Origin of the sequence: Mesonia algae (assembly GCF_003253545.1) — a bacterium.
GTDB lineage: Bacteria > Bacteroidota > Bacteroidia > Flavobacteriales > Flavobacteriaceae > Mesonia > Mesonia algae.
In genome coordinates, this window is the sequence record NZ_QKYV01000001.1 from 414,510 (window position 1) to 435,579 (window position 21,070).

Sequence of the window (21,070 nt, forward strand, 5' to 3'; positions counted from 1 at the left end):
ATTTCTTACTTTTTTTCTAAAATTTAACATTAATGTAAATATTATAAAAATCAACAATTTAGATAAAGTTACATTGAATCACCCTCTAAATAGAAAAAACTTAGCTTTTAGATCTTCAATTGCTGTTTCCTTATTAGTTGTGATATATCTTAAAGCCTCTTCAGTAAATTCTGTTCCTTTTTCAGTTAAATTAACAATATTTCCAGATAGTTTAATCAAATTATTTTTTTGAGCCAAATCTAAAATTGTTTTAGATTTTACTTTTCCCCAATTGATATGTTTTTGTAAATGGTCAACATGACGTTCTTCTATTTCTACATGATTTTGAAGATGTAACAAAAATACAAGTAATGACACTTCTATTCGCTGATGTTTTTCTTTATATATTACAGAAAAAACACCTCTCTTAGGTGCAAAAAGATAGACTATAAGAAATATAATTCCTAACATAGTAGTCATTGATCCTGCAATAGATGCATCTAAGAAATTTGCCATCCAATATCCTGAAATAGCAGAAAAAACTCCTAGAAAACAGCTTATTAATAACATTTTTTTTAAACTGTCTGTAAGCAAATAAGCGGTGGCCGCTGGCGCTATTATGAGGGCAACTACCAAAATTGCTCCAACTGCATCAAAAGCTCCTACTACAGTTATTGAAGAAACGGTCATTAATCCATAATGTAATAATAAAGGAGAAAAACCCAATGTAGTCGCTAAACCTTTATCAAAAGTGCTCAATTTGAGTTCTTTAAAAAATAAAAGTAACAGACTAATTGTTGTTAACAATATAGTCCCTATTACCCAAAGAGATTTAGGTCCTATATCTATTGCATTCACCTCTAAGCGATCAAAGGGTGCAAAAGCAAGTTCTCCTAGTAATACTGCATCAATATCCAAATGCACATCATTTGCATTTTTAGCAATAAGAATTACACCTATGCTAAATAATGCAGGAAATACAAGTCCTATCGCTGTATCCTCTTTTACAAGACCTGTCTTTTGAATAAATTCTACTAAAACAACAGTAACGACCCCAGTAATAGCTGCTAATAAAATTAGAAATGGAGAATTAAGATCATTCGTAATGAAAAAACCCAAAACCAAGCCTGGAAGTATGGAGTGACTTATTGCGTCACTAATCATTGCCATTTTTCTTAATACTAAAAATGTACCTGGTATTGCACATGCCATCGCTACCAATGCAGCTATAATTTGTATTTCTAATTGTGCGCTAGTCATCGCTTTTTCCTAATTTCTTATTTATAGATGCAGCTTCTTCATATCCTTTTTTTGTAAGTGCCCATTGTTTACCACTTAAACTTATGAGTTCTTGATTTTCTAATTTAAGTAAGCTTTTTTTGGTAAAACCTTGAAAGTTGTTGAGGATACGAATAGCATGGGGGTGCGATATATTATCATGGTTTTGAGCAATGCGGTACATAAAAGTTAGAGTCTTTTTTAAATGAAGTTCTTTTCGATTTTTGCGGAACCTCATTTCTCTAAAAATCAAACCTCTACTTGGAGAAAAAGCAAATGAGATAAGCACAAAACTTGCTGCAATTAAAACAATTACTGGACCAGTAGAGAGGTTATTTTGGGTGGCACTAATTGCTGTTCCAAAAATACCAGAAAGAGCTCCAAATATTGAAGCCAATATAATCATAGTACTCAAATTATTTGTCCATTGTCGTGCTGCTGCTGCTGGCGCCAAGAGCATTGCACTCATTAAAATAACACCAACAGTTTGCAATCCTAAAACAATGGCGAGCACAATAAAAAAAGTAATAAGAATATCTAAAAACCGCGTATTAAACCCTAAAGTTTTAGTATAATCTGGATCAAAAAGTAATAATTTAAATTCTTTCCAAAAAAGAAGCAATACAATTAGACTTACCCCTGTAACCGATGCCATAATTAAAACATCTTGTTCTACCAAAGTAGCAGCTTGTCCAAAAAGATATTTATCTAAGCCTGCTTGATTGGCATTTGGCATTTTTTGAATAAAGGTTAACAGTAAAATCCCTAGACCAAAAAATAAAGAAAGTATTAAACCTAATGCAGTGTCACTTTTCAAGCGTGTTCGTTTAGTAATACCTTTAATCCAAAAAGTACCTATAAGTCCGCTTATAAGAGCACCTAGTAAAATAAGATTTGGATCTTTTACTCCTGTAATTATAAATGCCAAAGCTATACCTGGAAGGGACGCGTGAGAAATAGCATCTCCTAGTAGGCTTTGTTTGCGTAATACCGCAAAACTACCTAACATTCCACAAATAGCTCCCAAAATGGCAGTTCCTAAAGTTATGGTACGCAATGTATAATTGGTAAAAAAATCTATTAAATCCATAATTGCTATTTATTTATAGCTACTTTATAATTGATACCATAGGTTTTTGTAAGATTATTGTCATTGAAAATTTCTTTGACTTGACCCGAAGCTATTCCTTTTACATTGAGAAATGTCACCCAATCAAAATACTCTGGTACGGTTTGCAAATCATGATGAACCACCACTAATGTTTTACCTGCTTTACGTAGCTCTTTTAAAATATTAATAATTGCTTTTTCCGTAGTAGCATCTACCCCTTGAAAAGGTTCATCCATTAAATATATAGAGGCATTTTGAACCAATGCCCTTGCCAAAAATATACGTTGTTGCTGACCTCCACTTAACTGACTTATCTGTCTATTTTTAAATTCAAGCATTCCTACTTTCTCTAATGCTTCCAGAGCCTGTTTTTTCTCTTTACTTCCTGGTCGTTTAATCCATCCCAAACTACCATATGTTCCCATCATTACAACATCTAGCGAGGTTGTTGGAAAATCCCAATCTACACTCCCTTTTTGTGGTACATAGGCCACTTTATTTACTTGTTTTTTGTATGGTTTTCCAAAAATTTTTACACTACCAGCAATAGGCTTTATAATACCTAAAATAGCTTTAATAAGAGTAGATTTTCCAGCACCATTAGGACCAACAACCGCCATTAACACCCCTTCAGGAATTAATAAATCTATATCCCAAAGCACAGGTTTATAGTTGTAAGCTACTGTAAGGTCATCTATTTGAATAGCGTATTTTTTTTGAATCATTTCTTTTAAAATTCAAAATTTATAATTTGGTTTATTTTAAAGCTTTCACTATGGTATTGACATTATATTGAAACATCCCAATATAATTACCTTCATTTGTCTCTGCATTACCTAGTGCATCAGAATATAATGTACCACCTATTTTCACATCAAAACCTTCTGCTTTTACAGCTTCTTGGAGTGCTTCGATGGTTCTTTTGGGAACACTTGATTCTATAAAAATTGCTTTTACTTGTTTTTCTATTATAAGTTTGGCCAAGTTCTGTACATCTTGTACACCAGCCTCTGTCGCAGTACTTAAGCCCTGCAAACCAATAACTTCAAAACCATATTGTTTTCCAAAATAATTAAAAGCATCATGAGCAGTTATCAAGATACGTTTATCTTTTGGTAGTGTAGCTATAGTTTGAATAATCTTATTTTCAAGAATATCAAGCTTATCAAGGTAAGCTTTACTATTTTTTTCAAATAGCAAAGAATTCTTGGGATCTAATTCACTTAATTTCTCAGTTAAATAGATTGTTATTTCTTTCCAATATTTGATATTAAACCAAATATGAGGATCATAATTAGAAGCAAAGTATTCTGAACCTATTAAACCTCTTTTATCTAACACTTCTGCTAACGCAACTGTGTTGGTATTTCTTCCCATTTTTTCAAATACGTCTACTAATTTCCCTTCCAGATGCAATCCACTGTAAAATACTACATCTGCATTTGTTAACTTAGAAACATCTCCTTCACTTGCCTTATAAAGGTGAGGATCTACACCACTTCCCATTAGACCTTTTACCTCAATCACATCTCCCCCTATATTTTTAACTAAATCTGTAATCATAGTGGTTGTAGTTACCACATATAATTTATCACCTTTTTTTGTTTTATTAGAATTAACACAACTAATTGAAAAAATGAAAATAAGAGAGAAAAATAAAATTTTTTTGATCATAATCTTGAGTGCATTTAAATATGTAAAAGGCTAATTTTAAAAACTATAATTTTTTATGATTTGCTTTCAACATAAATATTATCTGTAGCTGTTTTAGAAAGTAGTATCTCTTTATTTTTAATAAGTACTGTCATACTTTCATCAAATGATTCTATATGAGTAACTTTTAAATGGGTGTTAAGTCCAATATCTTGTTTAGCTAAGAATTTTAAGAAAGATGAAGAATCATCATTAAAACCCTTACAGATTCCTTCTTCATTCTCATTTAATTCAGATAATTTCTTTTTTGTGAATTTTGGCAAATTTCCATTTGCATCAGGAATAGGATCTCCGTGCGGATCGTAAGTTGGCCTACCCAAAAACTTGTCAAGTTCTTCTGTTAATTTCTCTGACTGAATGTGCTCCAATTGCTCTGCAACATCGTGCACTTCATCCCAATTAAAATTTAGTTTTTCAACTAAAAAACATTCCCATAAACGATGTTTACGAATTACTTTGATAGCACTTTTTTTACCATTTGCAGTAAGTTTGGCTCCTTGATAAGGTTTATAAGAAAGATATTTTTTTTCCGCTAAGCGTTTTATCATATCAGTTGCAGAAGAGGCTTTAGTTTTCATTTCTTCTGCAATAGCGTTGGTAGGCACACCTTTAGAAAAGTTTAATTCTAAATGATATACCGCTTTTAAGTAATTTTCTTCCGATAACGTCATTTTGTTTTTTTTAAGTCAATGCAAATATACATTTTATAATTTAAAAAATTATATTTAGATTTGCCTAAAATTTAATTAAACTAAGACTAAAAAATGAAAAACTTATTACTAATTATTTTTATGATACCCTTGTATATATTTTCTCAAGAAAATAATAACATTAAAGGGAAAATTAGCAACGGAGAGACTCCTATTCCCTTTGCTAACATTACGGTTATCAATTCGAGCGTAGGAACAGCCGCAGATATTGACGGAAACTACCAATTAACATTGCAACCAGGTAATTACACTATTCAAATACAAGCGGTAGGGTTTAGAACACTTAAACAAAACATAGCCCTTGAAGATTTTGAAAAAAATTCTATTAACTTTCAACTAAAACAAGATTTATTGGGGCTGGAGGAAGTCGTAGTAAGTGCAACCCGAAATAGAATAAGAAAAAAAGATGCTCCCGTCATTGTAAATGTGCTGAGTCCAAAACTATTTGAAGCCACACAATCCATCTCTTTAGCAGACGGTTTAAATTATCAACCAGGTGTTCGTGTTGAAACCAATTGCCAAAATTGTGGTTTTACACAAGTTCGCCTTAACGGATTGGGAGGACAATACACTCAAGTTTTAGTAAATAGCCGCCCTGTTTTTAGTGCATTAAATGGAGTATATGGTTTAGAACAAATCCCAGTAAGTATTATAGATCGTGTAGAAGTAGTTCGCAGTGGCGGCTCTGCTCTATTTGGCTCTAATGCTATTGCAGGTACCGTAAATGTTATCACTAAAGAACCAATTAATAATAGTTGGGCAGTAACATCTAACTTAGGACTAATTGACGGTACCACAGCAGATCGTAACGTAAATTTAAATGCTTCTATTGTAAGTGAAGATTTATCTAGCGGCGTTACAGTTTACGGAATTTTTCGTGATCGTGATGCTTATGACGCCAACAACGATGGTTTTAGTGAAATTACAAAACTCACCAACAATTCTCTTGGCGCCAAAGCATTTTTAAAACCTAATGACAATAGCCGTATTGGATTTGATTTTACGGGAATTCGTGAATACAGACGTGGTGGAGATCGCATTGAATTAGCCCCTCAGTTTACTGATGTGACCGAAGAACTTGATCATAATACCGTTTTCTCTGGTATCGATTATGAACTTTTTGACGATGAACGTAAAAACACCGGTACGGCTTATATATCTGTACAGCATACAAATCGCGACAGTTATTATGGTGGTTTGGGCGGTGGCAGAACCGCTGCCGACTCTATTGCTGCCAATAGTGCATTTGGTAAAACTACTGATGTTGCTATGGTAGCTGGAGCGAAATATGCTCATACTTTTAACAATAAAAACGTTCTTACCGTTGGGGCAGAATATCAATTAAACGATACTGAAGATGCTATCTTAGGATACAATAGGTTAGTAGACCAACAAGTAAATAGTATTGGGCTTTACGGACAGTATGAATGGAAACCTACCGAACGTTTTACAGCGCTTGTGGGTACTCGTTTAGACCATGTTAATGTAGATGGTTTTTATACCATTCAAGATATTGCACGTTCTTCACAGGTAGATGAAACCGTATTAAGTCCAAGGTTGACAGTTTTGTTCGATATTTCTCAAGAATTGCAGTTTAGAGGGGGTTATTCAAGAGGTTTTCGTGCACCACAAGCCTTTAATGAAGATTTACATATTTCTTCTGTAGGAGGAGAACAACGTTTTGTAATTCTTTCAGATAATCTAGAAAGTGAATTCTCAAATGCCTACACAGCTTCATTTAACTACAGTAAAGACTTTAATAAAACCCAAACCAGTTTTTTATTAGAAGGGTTTTATACAGACCTTCAAAATCCCTTTACAATTGTAAGCACAGGGACTTCTTTGCCTAATGGTTCTATTTTAGAAGAATCTAGAAACGGTTCTGGCGCTTATGTAACAGGTATTAATTTAGAATTAAACGTTTCTCCAAATTCAGATTTTATGTTTACCACTGGAGCGACAATTCAACGCTCTGTTTTTAAAGAAGATCAATTGCTTTTTGAAGCCGATGGAAGTGTACAAGGTGAGCAAGATGTTATTTTGGATGATTTTGTACGTTCTCCCAATGTTTATGGTTTTATGAATACGAATTGGAGCGTATCCGAAGCTCTTAATTTAGATCTTACCGGAAGTTATACTGGATCGATGATTGCTCCACACGTAATAAGTGATTCTGGATTTATAGATTTAGTAGACACGAAAGCTTTTTTTGATATGACTACTAAATTAACGTATCATTTTGATCCTATAGAAAATTTTCACGTTGAGTTAAGTGGAGGCGTTCAAAATATATTTGACAGCTATCAAGATGATTTTGATAAAGGACCGCTTAGGGATTCTGTTTACATTTATGGCCCTAACCGTCCAAGAACTTTTTTTATAGGGTTAAAATTTGGTGATTTTTAAAAATAAATAATGAAAACAAAGTATTCTATATTACTGATTTTTCTCCTCGGATTATTTTATCCGTTAAGGGCTCAACAAAACCAAGAAATTAACTGGTTAACTTGGGAGGAACTAGATCGTGCTTTAGAAGAAAACCCTAAACCAGTATTTATTTTTTTTCATGCAGAATGGTGTGCCTACTGCAAGAAAATTGAACGAGAAATTTTCACCAAAGAAAAAGTTATCGAAAAATTAAATAAAAAATATTATGCCGTAGAGATGGATGTAGAAACTGAAGATACTATTCATTTTGATGGTCAAAAATTTAGCAATATTCAATCAAAAACAAAACGTAATGGAGTACATCAATTACCCTTACTACTAGCTTCAAGAAAAAACATTCCTTTCTCGTTGCCTGTTACTTTAATATTTGACAAAGATTTTAGGCTCCAAACAAGAGTTTTCGAATATTATACTACAAAAAAATTATTGCAATTACTTTAAACCATATACACTATAAATTTAATGTATAAAACTCTTCAAGAAAGCTACAATTTAAAAATTAGCTTTTTTGAAGAGTTTATTTTTATTAGATATTAAATAGTTGTTGGGAATTTTGATGTTATTCTAGAAGCCAACTATACTTAGTTTAAGATTTACTGAAAATATTTCATCCTATATTTCGTCGAGTTAAATATTATATTTAGATTTGTCTAAATTAATTTTAAGTAAAACAATAACTAAAAGTTTTGTTGATCTTAAACTTTGGTTGTTCAAGATTAGCCTCTTTTCCACAAATGAAAAGGGGCTATTTGTTTTAACCCTTACTAAATCATTTAGTAGTTATAAACCTCTTTCTTTTTGAATTTTTTCATAAGCTTCTTGAACCTTTAAGAATTTTTCTTGAGCTCCTTTTTTATAAGCCTCATCCATACTTTCTAACTTATCGGGATGGTATTTTTTCGCCATAGTTCTAAAAGCTTTTTTCACTTCAGCATCTGTAGCGGTTTTATCAATCTCTAAAATTTTGTAGGCGCTTGAGGTATCATTAGATTTTACGAACATCGCTTGTATACTCTCAAAATCCCGTTGATTGATTTGCAAATGATGTGCTATATTTCTTAACTCATTTACCTCTGCATTAGAGATATGACCATCTGCTTGGGTAATTCCGAAAAGGAAATGAAGAATTTGCAAACGCACCTCATAGGTAGTTCTAGAACGCATATAAGCACAAATTCTTGCAGAATCTATTTCACGGTTTTTAATAACCTCATTAAAAGTTTTAAAAGTCGCATTGGCCCTTTCTTTACCATAGGCTTGCACAAAATAAGAACGCACATAGTCGAGTTCTTTTTGATTTACCTTCCCGTCAGATTTAATTACAACAGAACAAAGGGTGAGTAAATTTAATTCAAAATCACCCATAGAGACATTTTGCCCCTTTTGTTGATTAAACATATCTTGAAAAACACTTCCTCCTCCTTTTGCTCGTTTCCCTTTTAAAGAAACTTCTATAAGGCTACCTAATAAAAAACCAAGAATTGCTCCTGGCCATTTCATATAAACCATTCCTAGAATGGCTCCAATCCACTTGATCATAATTTTGCTTTGAAATGCAAATATATAAGCTTCTTTGGTTTTAAAGGTATGAATAAAAATATCCTATAGATGTATTAGAAAATGAGATATAAGTTGTAACTAGTTTTTGGTATCTTTGTATTCTATAATTTATACAAAAAAATATCAAAATATGTATCCAGCAGATTTAGTAAAACCTATGCGAGAAGAATTAACTTCTATAGGTTTTGAAGAATTACAAAGCTCAGAAGCAGTAGACAGTGCTATTAACCAATCGGGAACTACATTGGTAGTTGTAAATTCGGTTTGTGGTTGTGCTGCAGCGAATGCAAGACCAGGAGCTAGAATGTCTTTAGATAACAGTAAAAAACCTGCAAACTTGGTAACGGTTTTTGCTGGTGTAGACAAAGAAGCTACAGATAAAGCTCGTGCTCATATGGTACCATTCCCTCCTAGCTCTCCTTCTATGGCTTTATTTAAAGACGGAGAATTAGTTCACATGTTAGAGCGTCACCACATTGAAGGTAGACCTGCCGAAATGATTGCAGAAAACTTAAAAGATGCTTATAACGAATATTGCTAAAATTCAATCATTTTAATAAATAATAAAGCCGTTCATTTCTTGCACGGCTTTTTTTATTATGCAAGCACAATTGTTTTAAAAAAATAATAGTTACTACTCTAATTTAAAACTTATTTTTGCTGCTTAGACGTCGTATTTGTTATGAAGACTATATTATCTTATCCTGTTTCGGTTATATATTACCTTTGTTTTGGTTTGGTTTTGGTGATTTTTCATCCCATTCAATGGATTTGTTTTAATGTGTTTGGATATAACGCACATAAAAAAAGTGTAGATTATCTTAATTTCTCGCTACTTCGATGTCTTAATATTTTAGGAACTAGAATTACGTTTGAAAATAATGAAACGCTTCAACAAGATGTTCCCCATATTATTGTTGCCAATCACCAGAGCCATTACGATATTTCTCCTATCATTTGGAATTTGAGAAAAATTCACCCTAAATTTATAAGCAAAAAAGAGTTAGGAAAAGGTATTCCTAGTATCTCCTATAACTTAAGGCATGGGGGTTCTATTTTAATAGACAGAAAAAACCCAAGACAATCTTTGCCTGAAATTAAAAAATTTGCACAATATTTGAACGATACTAATAGAGCTGCTGTTATTTTTCCTGAAGGAACACGTAGTAAAACGGGAATGCCTAAAAAGTTTTCTCCTAACGGATTAAAAATGTTATTCAAGTTTTGTCCCGATGCTGTAATTGTTCCTTTAACCATTAATAACTCTTGGAAAATTGTGAAAAATGGACAATTTCCGTTAAGTTTAGGGATACATTTAAAATGCAAAGTTCAACCTACAATAAAAGTAAGTGATTACTCTACAGAAGAATTAATAGAAAAAGTAGAGCAAGTTATCATACAAGACATTAAAAATCTATAAAATACACATCACCATGGAACCTCAAAAAAATATAAGACTAGAAGTAATGCAACAACTGGAAAGTAAGGTTGATGGCTTTATAGATCAATTTCTTATTCCTGTGGAAGAAATTTGGCAACCTACCGACTTTCTACCTAACTCTCAAGGCGATCAGTTTTTTGATGAGGTAAAAGAAATTAGAGAGCTCGCTAAAGAGCTTCCTTATGATTTTTGGGTGGTTTTAGTAGGTGATACAATCACTGAAGAGGCTTTACCTACCTACGAATCTTGGTTGATGGATGTAGAAGGAATTAACCAACACGATGGAGGTTCTGCTTGGTCTAAATGGGTTCGTTATTGGACAGGAGAAGAAAACCGTCATGGAGATACCCTTAACAAATACCTATACCTTTCTGGTAGGGTAAATATGATTGAGGTAGAGCGTACCACACAACACTTAATTAATGATGGTTTTGACATTGGAACCGATAGAGATCCTTACAAAAACTTTGTCTATACTAGTTTCCAAGAGCTTGCAACTTATGTTTCTCATAACCGTGTTGCAAAATTAGCTCGTAATTATGGCAATAAATCTTTAGCAAAAATGTGTAAAATTATAAGTGGAGACGAAATGCGCCACTTTAATGCTTACAGCACTTTTGTTGATGAGATCTTTAAGTTAGACCCCAACAATATGATGATCGCTTTTAGAGACATGATGAAAAACAAAATTGTTATGCCCGCTATGTTTTTGAGAGAGTCTGGTGATAGTATGGGAGCTGCATTTGATGAATTTTCTAATTCGGCTCAACGTATAGGCGTTTACACTGGTCAAGATTATGTAGATATTATGAGACGATTAATTAAACGTTGGGATATCGAAAACCTTACCGGCCTTAAAGAAGACGGTGAGAAAGCGAGAGATTTTGTTACCAGTTTACCAGCAAGAATGGAACGTGTTAATCAGCGTATAAGAATTCCCGAAAAAATAACTCATTTTAAATGGGTAAACCCAGCACTTACAAAATAAGATGAGAGAAGAGTCTAAAGTTATTCAGGCCACCAAAGCGTTTGTTCAAAGTGAATTGAAAGATGCAGAAGGTGGTCATGATTGGTTTCATATTGAACGTGTTTATAAAAACGCTTTACTTTTGGCGCGGGATGAAAACGTTAATCTAGAAATCGTTTCTTTAGGTGCGCTTTTACACGATATCGCAGACTCAAAATTTCATCAAGGAAATGAAAATGTTGGTCCGCAAACAGCTAGAACTTTTTTAGAAAGTTTACACGTACAAGACTTCGTTATTGATCACGTGGTGAAAATCATTGAGAATATTTCTTTTAAAGGAGGCAATATTAAACAAGAGTTTACTTCTCCCGAATTAGATGTAATTCAAGATGCCGATAGATTAGATGCTATGGGTGCAATTGGTATTGCAAGAACCTTTAATTATGGTGGGTTCAAAAATCGTAAAATTTACGATCCATCTATTGCTCCTAAATTAAATATGAGCAAGGAAGAATATAAAAAAGATGAAAATCCTACTATCAATCATTTTTACGAAAAGCTTTTATTACTTAAAGAAAGAATGAATACTGTGACCGGAAAAAAACTTGCTCAAAAGCGACACGAGTTTATGGAACAATTTTTAGAGCAATTTTACGCCGAATGGGAAGGGAAATGCTAAAACAATTTGTACTGAGGATTTTTAATTTTTAAATAATGACTATTATCTAAAGGCTCTATTTCCTTTACGGAAGAAAGGTATTTTGCTCTCGCTATTTTAAACTGTAGAGCTATTTGCTTAGCAAACTCACCTTCTCCCTTCATTCTTGTACCAAACCGACTGTCATTCAAATTTCCGCCATGGCAAGCTTCAATTTGGTGCAATACCTTTTCAGCACGATCGGGAAGGGTTTTTTCAATCCAATCTTTAAATATATCCGCAATAGCGCCATTTAAACGCACTATAGTATAACCTACAGATCTTGCTCCTAATTCGCTTACTTTTTTCACCAAAGGCAAAATTTCGTGACTGTTAATACTTGGAATAATTGGTGCCATCATTACATTTACCGGAATGTTATGTTTAGCAAGTACTTCTACAGTTTTTAACCGCTGTTTAATACTTGCTGTTCTTGGCTCAACGATTCGACGGGTTTCTTCCGATAAGGATGTTATAGATATGCTCACTCTAATTAAATGAAGCTCTGCCAATTCTTTTAATACGTCTAAATCTCTTAAAATAAGACTGTTTTTAGTAATAATACCTGTGGGGTGTTTGTACTTAAGCATAAGCTCTAAACACTTTCTGGTGATTTTTAACTTCCTTTCTATGGGCTGGTAGCAATCTGTATTTCCCGAAAAAATAATCGTATCGCCTTGCCAATTTTTACTCTGTAGTTTTTGTTCTAATAGTTGAGGTGCATTTTTCTTTACTAGTATTTTCTTTTCAAAATCTAAGCCAGCACTATAACCCCAATATTCGTGTGAATTCCTAGCATAACAATAAATACAACCATGTTCGCAACCTTGGTAAGGATTGGCAGAATACCCCATACCTACATCGGGGCTGTTCACTTTGTTAACAAAGGTCTTAGGGAAAACTTCTTGATACTGGGTAGCAAGTTTAGAAGGTTCTTCTCCTTCTTTATAGCAATATTCTAAAAATTCTGGATCTACCGTATGTTCTTGCTCTAGGAATTTATTAGGAGTATTTTGCTGAGCGCCACGACCTTTTAGGTAAGAAATAGACATAAGGGAATAATTTGTACTTTTCAAATATAAGTACAAAATGGTAATATTTCCAAAAATTAGGATTTAATCCTTATTGATTCTTTAAATCTGGTTCGTCTTTTCAAAGTATTTTTTAAGTACCAAAAGCGAAATAAGGTCTTCTTTGTTTTTATTATTGAATTGATCAATAAAACGGTGAGCATTCTGTATGATAGCTAGAGCTTTTTCAGGATGTTCTATATAGTAAGTGAGTTTTTCTTCCATATTAGAATAGTCATCAGCTAAACAGATATAATGATAATCTGGTATTAACAAACCTTCCATAAACCAAGTTTCAAATTTGGGTTGTGGCATTACAGCAATTGAATTGGAAGACATGACCCACTTTAAATTGGTCGCTACATCATTACCTTCAATACATAAAATAAACTTATAAGCTAGCTGCTGCTGAATACCCATTCTTTCTACTAGCCATTTCGAGTTGAGCTCATTATTATTAACCTTTCCTATATTACAAAGCGGATGGTTAAAATATTTCTCTAAAAATTGAATGCGTTGGGGTTGCGTTGGGTGGACTTTCCCTCTACTCACCAACATATTCTTTTTTTCTAAAAAAGACTTGGAGTCATTTTTAATAAATAAAAAATGCCTGATTTTATTCCATTTTAAGAGAATAGAATTTTCATTAGAAGGATGTATGGGTCTGCTTTTTACAAATGAAGGTTGAGAAGGTACTTCAACAATATCTCCAAACAAAAAAGAACATTTTAAATGCTTCTTAAAATACCTTGTGTATTCTCTAAAATCGAAAAAATAGGTTTTTCCATCTTTTAGCTTAAGATTTAAAAGTTTAGGTGTAGCTGTAGGTAAATCAACTTTCTCTTCTAATTTGTTGTAATAATTTACTCTTTTTAAAATTTCTTCCTGTTCTTTCTTTGGAATAGATTTTAATTTATTTATTAGTCTTTTTTGATAATAAGCATCAGGTAACAATAACCTTGTATAGTTTTTTATGTAATACAAAAGCTTATTATTTTTATGTTTTCCAGAAATACGTTGAAGCTCCATTCTTTTGTTTTAATCTTGTAGTTCTAGCCTTACGATTTGCTTTTTTATTTTCTTACTACCTATAAAATATATATTCTTTGTAGGCTTTGAAACACTTCCTTCACCAATTTTATAGCTTACTTCCGCTTCATCGCTATCGATAATTTTATGGTACCCCATATTACCTGTAGAATCAATCTCAAATCTATATAAATTTAGGTTTTTCAGGTTAGTTGTCGTAATTACCGATCTACCGTCTTTTAATTCTTTTATCTCCCTAGGAGCATTTATAAAAAGATAAGTAATACCATCTTTAACCGTACTTAAAAAAGAATAGTGTTCCGCTTCAATTCCACGTGAAGTTTGAATTTTATTTATATTCCTAGCCCATTCTAAATTTCCGGTAGCATTAATTTTAGCACATAAAATATCATCAAAATGTAATAACACTCCAGACCTCATACCGTAATGTCTTCCTCCTCCGTAATTCGGTAATTGACTATAATACACCTCTTCTGCTGTTAGATAAATATTGTAATTATCATCAAAGTGAAAGTTTCTATAAGTTAGACTTCTTTTGAGTTCTTTTTCATTCTTTCGTCTACGTTTACCTTTTTCTTCTCCATACTTATCTATCATAAACTGCTCCGTAAACGGATTAAATACTTCTCGTTTAATAGTGAAATCTTCTGGATGAATTTGATAATTTACTATTCCCATGTATTGGTCGTCATCTTTTTCAGAATAAAAACCCACACATGCTAACTGATTATTTTTAGTTAATACTTTTAATGATGAGATAAAGTTTTCATTAGTATTGAAACTCAATTCTTTTTCTCCCTTATTATTAATCTTGAAGAGCTTGTATAAATAATCAACCTTTCCAAAAATCTTAGATTTTTTAAGGTAATTTTTATACGATTTTCCTAAAAAATAAACTGTAGTGTCACTTTCATTGGTTGCAATTGAATTAAAATCGAACAGTCGGTCTTTAGTATCCTCTATAAGATTATGTTCAAAAATTTTATTAAAATCAGTATCATAGACTTTTATCAAATGACGTTGTTTATCACTATCCAACAAATCAAAATTAAAGGTTACGAGCTTGTTGTTTTCAGAAAAAGTAACCTCTCCTGTTTCATCAATATCCCTGTTTTCACTCCTCACATATCTTAAAATTTTACCCGCCTTTGACGAATTCTCAAAATAATCGTCTGAAATAGAAAATAGATTTCTTGAGTGGAATTTAAAATCATTTAAACTTGCCGTTAGGACATTATAATCATTTGACTTCTTCTCCTTATCCCAACGATATTCAATAAGATTAACTTTATTATCTTTTATAAAAAGTGCTTTTAACCTATTGTGTTCTATTCTTATATCATAGTGATTCTTTAAATTTAAATTTGCATCATAATGCTCTACAACATAAAGTTTAGGCATATAAATATCGCCTCCATAAAACACTCTAACCAATACAGCACCGCCTAATTTATCTTCTGCAGAATATAATAGGCTTGATGTTCTCCCCCTATCTTTAAATATTTCGCTTTTATCAACTTTAATTCTGCTGTTTTGAGCACTCACAGTAGAGTTGAAAGTGACTGCAAGAACAATGAAAGCATAAAGCGTAAAAAAATAGAATTTCATTAGTTATAAAATTAATCTTAAGATGTAGTAAACAAGAAAGCTATCTAAAAGCATAAAAAATGTCATTCTGAATAGATTTCAGAATTTTATCATCCTTACTTGTACATAAGTATGATAACCTGATTCAAACTCTCCTAAATTAAATATTCAATTCAGACAAGTTCAGGTTGACGAAAATACACTTTTAGACAGCTTTACTTTAAATAAATTTCGCTCTTTATTTTCCTGGAAAATCTGCTTTTCTTTTTTCTAAAAAAGCGGTTGTTCCTTCTTTAAAATCTTCTGTTCCAAAACTCTTTCCAAAGTTTTCAATTTCTTTATCAAAACCATTTACTCCGTCTTCATCATTTGCATTTATGGCTTCTATGGCTTTACCAATCGCTACCATAGAATTTCTCATGATTTTCTGAGCCGTTTTTGTGGTGAATTCCATAAGTTCTTCTGCAGGAGTTACATGATTCACTAACCCGTATTGTAAAGCTTGTTTAGCATCTATCATTCCTGCGGTCATAATCATTTCCATCGCTCTTCCTTTCCCTACTAATTGCGGTAAACGTTGTGTACCTCCATACCCAGGAATTACTCCAAGAGATGTTTCTGGAAGTCCCATTTTGGCATTATCACTAGCAATTCTAAAATGTGCTGCCATGGCTAATTCTAATCCTCCCCCAAGAGCAAAACCATTGATGGCTGCAATTACAGGTTTATGAAAATTGGCGATGCGATCAAAAACTTCCTCTTGTCCTTTTGCTGCCAAGTTTTTTCCTTCTGCTATGCTATAATCGGCAAATTCAGAGATGTCTGCTCCAGCTACAAAGGCTTTTTCTCCGCTTCCGGTAAGGACAATTATTTTCACATTCTCGTCGCTTTCTAATTCCGCGAAAGCGTTATGTATCTCTTCTAAAGTTTCTCTATTGAGAGCGTTTAATTTTTTAGGACGGTTAATCGTTAATTGCGCCAGTCCGTTTTCTTTTTCTATTAAAATATTGTTGTAACTCATGGTTTATATTTTAGGAAATTTAACTTCAAATGTAGTGCCTTCACCTTCTTGTGAGGTAAAGGTAATAGTGCCTTTGTAGGCTTCTATAATGGTTTTAATAATTCCTAAACCTAGTCCCATTCCGCTAGATTTAGTAGTAAACTTAGGTTCAAAAATACGGGTTTTATTTTCTTCTGAAATACCAGAACCATTATCTTTTATTAGAATACAAGCATAATTTTCGTCGGTTTTTACACTCACTTCTATACGCTGCTGCGGATTTTCTTCTGAGGCTTGCAAAGCGTTTTTCACCAAATTGGTCACTACTCTAATAAGCTGTGTACGATCGAAAATGGCTAAGATTTCTTCTTCTTCCGTAAAGAAAATAATATTTCTTTCATTGAAAATATCAAGTGCTAATTTTACAATTTTAGGCACGTTGAGGGTTTCATTTTGTTGCGCTGGCATCTTGGCAAAGTTTGAAAATGCTGATGCGATAGAACTCATCGTATCTATTTGCTGAATTAGTGTTTTAGTGTAATCATTGAGTTTTTCTTTTATGTCTGGATCATCGGGATCAAATCTTCTCTCAAAACTTTGCACGGTAAGACGCATAGGAGTAAGCGGATTTTTAATCTCGTGGGCTACTTGTTTTGCCATTTCTCGCCAAGCTTGTTCTCGTTCGTTGGTAGCTAATTTTACAGCACTTTCTTCCAATTCATCAATCATAGAATTGTAAGCTTTTATAAGTGATTTTATCTCCTCGGAAGTGTCTTTAATCGCAATTTTCTTATTCTTTTTATCTAATCGCGTAGCGTGAATCTTCTCACTTACCGCCTTTAAAGAAGAGGTAATGTATTTAGAAAGAAAATAGGAAAGCAAAATGGCAGCAAGAATAAGAAGTAAATAAACTTGAGCTAAAATGGTTAGAAAATCTTTTAGCTGCATATCAATAAAACCATCATCTTCAATTTTTGGCAAATTGAGAATAGCTAAAGGTTTAAAATAAGTATCAGTGATATAAGTATAAGAAGATTGGTACTTTACTCCGTCTTCTTTATAGTATTGAACGTATTTTTTGTTTTCTGAATTTTCTAACTGTGTAAGAGCCATTTCGGGCATCTTAGTAATCGAAGTATCTTTAAAAAAAGTAGGTTTAGACGATTTGAGCAATCTACCTTTGAGGTCGTAAAAGTTAATCTCGGTATTATGAATATTCTTAAGCTCGTAGATTTTCTTTCTAAAAATTAAAGGAATATTCTCTGTGGTTACTTCATAGGTGGTGGTTTGTATCTCGTAATTGATACTTGCCCGTATAGAAGCTTCTTTTTGTTTTAGTTTATCTTTTTGGTAAGCTTCAGCTTCTTTTTTATATTGATAGATCGTAACAATAGCAATAAGCACAGAAGCTCCCAGCACTAAAAAAATCATGCTTAAGAATATACGAGTTCTTAAAGAGCGCTTAAGCCACCTCATCTTATTTACCTTTATTTCTAATTCGTTTATAAATTTTTATTCCTAACATTAACAAAATTCCCAACACAAAAATTCCTGCTACACCAAAAATCCAATTCAAAGAGTTTTTTAAAATCACTAAAAACACTACTGAAAACAAGATAAGTGTAGAACCCTCGTTAAATAATCGCATTTGGTTAGATGACCATTTAAAAACATTTCGCTGTAATTGCCTAAAAATTTGATGACATTTAAAGTGATAGACAAACAATAACAAAACAAATGCCAGCTTTACATGCATCCAATCCTGTTGTAACCAAACAGGTTGTAGAATTAATAGTATAATCGCAAATAATGTAGCTAAAATTGCAGAAGGCCAAGTAATTATAAACCATAACCTCTTGGTCATAATCTTAAATTGATTACTTAAAATCTCCCTTTCGGTGGAATCTTTATCTTGTGCTTCTATATGATATATAAATAGCCTTGGAATGTAGAATAAGCCTGCAAACCAAGTAATCACAAAGATTAAATGAAGAGATTTGATGTAATTATAATACTCCATATTCAAATTTAATTATTCTTCTATCGGTAAAGCTGTTTTCGGGACTAAATTCTTTCTAATCTCCTTATTAAGAAAGATACCTGTAACTATAGTTGAAATTACATCCGCTAAGGGAAAAGAGATCCATACTCCTAGTTCTCCATAGTATTTTGGTAAAATTAAAATTAACGGTATAAAAAAAAAGCCTTGTCTCGTGAGCGTTAATAACAAAGCTGGAGTTGCTTTCCCAACGGCTTGAAAATAAGCTGAACCAATTAATTGTAAACTAATAATGGGTAATGCTGCAAAAACCCAACGCATAGCCGAAGGTGTTTCTGCCAAAATGGTTTTATCTGTCGTAAAAATAGCTACAATAGATTCTGGAAAAATCATGATAATCGCAAAAACTACTAGCGCCAATACTCCCGCATATAAAATAGCTTTATTAATAGATTCTCTTACCCTTGACGGATTGTTTGCTCCATAATTATAACCTGCAATAGGCAAAAATCCTTGAGTAACTCCCAATACTGGGAATAAAGCAAACATGAGCATTCTACCTATAATCGCATAAACCGTAACCGAGGCAGCTCCGCCAAGATTATATAAAATATTATTCAGTAATAAGTAAGTAATACTCACCACTGCTTGTCTTGCTAATGTCACAAAACCTAAAGAACTTATTTCTTTTAAAATGGGAAGATCTAACCTAAAATGAGCGCTTTGTAGTTTTAATTCAGAGTTTTTAGAAAGAAAAAACCATAAAACATATAAAAAACAGATTACATAAGAACCTGTGGTTGCCCAAGCTGCACCTGCCATCCCTAAGTCTAAAACATTAATGAGAAAATAATCTGCTATTAGATTAACTATAGAAGGTAAAATCATAGCGATCATGGCAAACTTAGGTTTTCCTTCTGCCCTAATTACTGTATTTCCCATCATGCTTAAGGCTAAAATAGGAACTCCGTAAAGCACAATACGATAATAAATTTCTGCAGGAGCATAAATTTCTCCTTTTCCTCCAAATGCAGGAATTAATTGTTCTATAAATGTCAACCCTAAAATTACTAACGTAATACACAGCACTATGATTAGGGTAATTTGATTGCCAAAAGTTTTTAATGCCTTGCTACTATCATTTGCTCCTAAAGCACGAGAGATAATTGATGAACCTCCTATCCCAATCGCCATTCCTAAAGCAGCAATAAAAAAGGAGACCGGTAAAACAACATTTATAGCGGCAATGGCGGTAGGTCCAATCCAATTACCTACAAAAATAGTATCGACCAAAATATTTAGAGACATTACTAAAATGCCTATAGAGGCTGGTAAAGATTGCTTTATAAGAAGCTTCCCTATAGGTTCTTGTCCTAAGGCGGTCGAATTTACCTTTGCCATTATTTAACGATACTTTCTTCTTCTGTTAATTCTGCCCAAGAATTTATCCAACTGCTTAACGTCTTTACCCAATCTTCCCGATCATTTAAACACGGAATCACCGTAAATTCTTTTCCGCCATTTTCATGGAAAATTTCTTCGCCTTCCATGGCAATTTCTTCTAAGGTTTCTAAACAATCTGAAACAAATGCCGGTGTAACAATTGCCATTTTTTTTATTCCGTTAAGAGCAAACTTCTCAATTGTTCTATCGGTATAGGGTTGTAACCAAGGATCAAATCCTAAACGGGACTGGAACGAAGTGCTAAACGCATCTGGATTTAAATCTAATTTCTCTGCGACCAAACGCGTGGTTTCATAACATTGGTGACGATAACAAAATTGGTGTGCTGGTGACGGAGTTTTACAACATGTACCATCTATTTGACAATGCGATTTGGTAATATCACTCTTTTTAATGTGTCTTTCTGGAACGCCGTGGTAACTAAATAATAAATGTTCGTAATCTAAGTTTTCTATTTTTTCGGCAATACTACGGGAAAGAACCTCTATATAATCTGGACGGTTATAAAACGGTGGTAACGTAGTAAGCTTCATTTGCGGAAATTTTTCCTTTTGTAACTCTTCTGCTAAAACCAAAATTGTTTCTGTAGTAGCCATCGCAAATTGTGGGTACAATGGCAATAGTAATACCTCATCCACACCTTTTGCGCTTAACTCTTTTAAACCTTGTTCTATATTTGGTTTTCCATAACGCATCGCCAGAGATATAGGAACTTCAGTAAACTTATCTATTTTTTCTTGCAAACGTTCTGATAGTACGATAAGTGGAGACCCTTCTTCCCACCATATTTTTTGGTACGCTGCCGCGGATTTTTTTGGTCTTGTATTTAAAACAATTCCCTTTACTATAAAAGCACGCAGAAGCCATGGTACGTCTATTACGCGCTCATCCATTAAAAATTCATCTAAATACTTCTTTACATCTTTTGGATTGGTACTCTCTGGAGAACCTAAATTAACGAGTAAAACTCCTTTCATTTCAATTTATTTATTTCAA

20 protein-coding genes are annotated in these 21,070 nt (G+C 32.9%); 6 read left to right on the forward strand and 14 right to left on the reverse strand.

Annotation, left to right across the window (positions count from 1 at the left end; translation table 11 throughout):
- Nucleotides 1-78: 78 nt before the first annotated feature.
- From LX95_RS01890 to LX95_RS01910, 5 genes are read right to left on the reverse strand one after another with little or no spacing between them, the layout of a single operon-like run.
- On the reverse strand, nt 79-1,239 hold the full coding sequence (locus LX95_RS01890; protein ID WP_111539721.1) for a metal ABC transporter permease: 1,161 nt from the start codon (nt 1,237-1,239) through the stop codon (nt 79-81).
- Nucleotides 1,232-2,347, reverse strand: a complete 1,116-nt coding sequence (locus tag LX95_RS01895) for a metal ABC transporter permease (RefSeq protein WP_111539722.1) — start codon at nt 2,345-2,347, stop codon at nt 1,232-1,234. The genes LX95_RS01890 and LX95_RS01895 overlap by 8 nt, the downstream gene beginning before the upstream one ends.
- Nucleotides 2,348-2,352: 5 nt before the next feature.
- On the reverse strand, nt 2,353-3,093 hold the full coding sequence (locus tag LX95_RS01900) for a metal ABC transporter ATP-binding protein (protein WP_146240728.1): 741 nt from the start codon (nt 3,091-3,093) through the stop codon (nt 2,353-2,355).
- A gap of 31 nt (nt 3,094-3,124) precedes the next feature.
- Nucleotides 3,125-4,042, reverse strand: coding sequence for a metal ABC transporter solute-binding protein, Zn/Mn family (locus LX95_RS01905; RefSeq protein ID WP_111539723.1), 918 nt, complete (start codon nt 4,040-4,042; stop codon nt 3,125-3,127).
- Between the two features lie 53 nt (nt 4,043-4,095).
- Nucleotides 4,096-4,752: a metal-dependent transcriptional regulator gene (locus tag LX95_RS01910; protein WP_111539724.1), complete on the reverse strand. Its 657-nt coding sequence runs from the start codon at nt 4,750-4,752 to the stop codon at nt 4,096-4,098.
- A 93-nt stretch (nt 4,753-4,845) separates the two neighbouring features.
- Here LX95_RS01910 and LX95_RS01915 point away from each other — a divergent pair, with 93 nt between their 5' ends.
- Both LX95_RS01915 and LX95_RS01920 read left to right on the forward strand, forming a co-directional pair.
- Nucleotides 4,846-7,197 (forward strand): TonB-dependent receptor, encoded by a 2,352-nt coding sequence (locus LX95_RS01915; protein WP_111539725.1) that lies wholly within the window; start codon nt 4,846-4,848, stop codon nt 7,195-7,197.
- 9 nt (nt 7,198-7,206) lie between these two features.
- On the forward strand, nt 7,207-7,680 hold the full coding sequence (locus LX95_RS01920) for a thioredoxin family protein (RefSeq protein WP_111539726.1): 474 nt from the start codon (nt 7,207-7,209) through the stop codon (nt 7,678-7,680).
- A gap of 339 nt (nt 7,681-8,019) precedes the next feature.
- Here the strand turns inward: LX95_RS01920 and LX95_RS01925 are convergent, their stop codons facing one another.
- Nucleotides 8,020-8,778: a TerB family tellurite resistance protein gene (locus LX95_RS01925; RefSeq protein WP_111539727.1), complete on the reverse strand. Its 759-nt coding sequence runs from the start codon at nt 8,776-8,778 to the stop codon at nt 8,020-8,022.
- Nucleotides 8,779-8,929: 151 nt separating this feature from the next.
- On the opposite strand from LX95_RS01925, the gene LX95_RS01930 reads away from it, so the two are divergent.
- The 4 genes from LX95_RS01930 to LX95_RS01945 all read left to right on the forward strand — a co-directional run bounded on the left by LX95_RS01930 (nt 8,930) and on the right by LX95_RS01945 (nt 11,886).
- Complete coding sequence (locus tag LX95_RS01930) at nt 8,930-9,340, forward strand: BrxA/BrxB family bacilliredoxin (RefSeq protein WP_111539728.1); 411 nt, start codon at nt 8,930-8,932, stop codon at nt 9,338-9,340.
- 141 nt (nt 9,341-9,481) lie between these two features.
- A complete protein-coding gene (locus LX95_RS01935) occupies nt 9,482-10,219 on the forward strand; it encodes a lysophospholipid acyltransferase family protein (protein ID WP_111539729.1) in 738 nt (245 codons plus the stop codon).
- Nucleotides 10,220-10,232: 13 nt separating this feature from the next.
- Nucleotides 10,233-11,228, forward strand: a complete 996-nt coding sequence (locus tag LX95_RS01940; protein WP_111539730.1) for an acyl-ACP desaturase — start codon at nt 10,233-10,235, stop codon at nt 11,226-11,228.
- A gap of 1 nt (nt 11,229) precedes the next feature.
- On the forward strand, nt 11,230-11,886 hold the full coding sequence (locus LX95_RS01945) for an HD domain-containing protein (protein ID WP_111539731.1): 657 nt from the start codon (nt 11,230-11,232) through the stop codon (nt 11,884-11,886).
- Here LX95_RS01945 and LX95_RS01950 read toward each other — a convergent pair.
- The 8 genes from LX95_RS01950 to hemH form a co-directional block, all read right to left on the reverse strand.
- Nucleotides 11,883-12,956: a PA0069 family radical SAM protein gene (locus LX95_RS01950; protein WP_111539732.1), complete on the reverse strand. Its 1,074-nt coding sequence runs from the start codon at nt 12,954-12,956 to the stop codon at nt 11,883-11,885. The two genes, LX95_RS01945 and LX95_RS01950, sit on opposite strands and share 4 nt — an antisense overlap.
- 81 nt (nt 12,957-13,037) lie before the next feature.
- Nucleotides 13,038-14,003, reverse strand: coding sequence for a glycosyl transferase family 90 (locus tag LX95_RS01955; protein ID WP_111539733.1), 966 nt, complete (start codon nt 14,001-14,003; stop codon nt 13,038-13,040).
- A gap of 9 nt (nt 14,004-14,012) precedes the next feature.
- The gene (locus LX95_RS01960) at nt 14,013-15,632 is read right to left on the reverse strand and encodes a hypothetical protein (RefSeq protein WP_111539734.1); all 1,620 of its coding nucleotides are present in this window, start codon (nt 15,630-15,632) and stop codon (nt 14,013-14,015) included.
- Nucleotides 15,633-15,849: 217 nt separating this feature from the next.
- On the reverse strand, nt 15,850-16,632 hold the full coding sequence (locus LX95_RS01965) for an enoyl-CoA hydratase/isomerase family protein (protein WP_111539735.1): 783 nt from the start codon (nt 16,630-16,632) through the stop codon (nt 15,850-15,852).
- Nucleotides 16,633-16,635: 3 nt separating this feature from the next.
- On the reverse strand, nt 16,636-18,087 hold the full coding sequence (locus LX95_RS01970) for an ATP-binding protein (protein WP_111539736.1): 1,452 nt from the start codon (nt 18,085-18,087) through the stop codon (nt 16,636-16,638).
- Nucleotide 18,088: 1 nt separating this feature from the next.
- On the reverse strand, nt 18,089-18,631 hold the full coding sequence (locus tag LX95_RS01975) for a CopD family protein (RefSeq protein WP_111539737.1): 543 nt from the start codon (nt 18,629-18,631) through the stop codon (nt 18,089-18,091).
- Nucleotides 18,632-18,643: 12 nt separating this feature from the next.
- The gene (locus LX95_RS01980; protein WP_111539738.1) at nt 18,644-20,011 is read right to left on the reverse strand and encodes an MATE family efflux transporter; all 1,368 of its coding nucleotides are present in this window, start codon (nt 20,009-20,011) and stop codon (nt 18,644-18,646) included.
- Entirely contained in the window at nt 20,011-21,051 is a 1,041-nt protein-coding gene (gene hemH / locus LX95_RS01985; RefSeq protein ID WP_111539739.1) for a ferrochelatase, read from the reverse strand. Before hemH ends, LX95_RS01980 begins: the two co-directional genes overlap by 1 nt.
- Between the last annotated feature and the right edge of the window lie 19 nt (nt 21,052-21,070).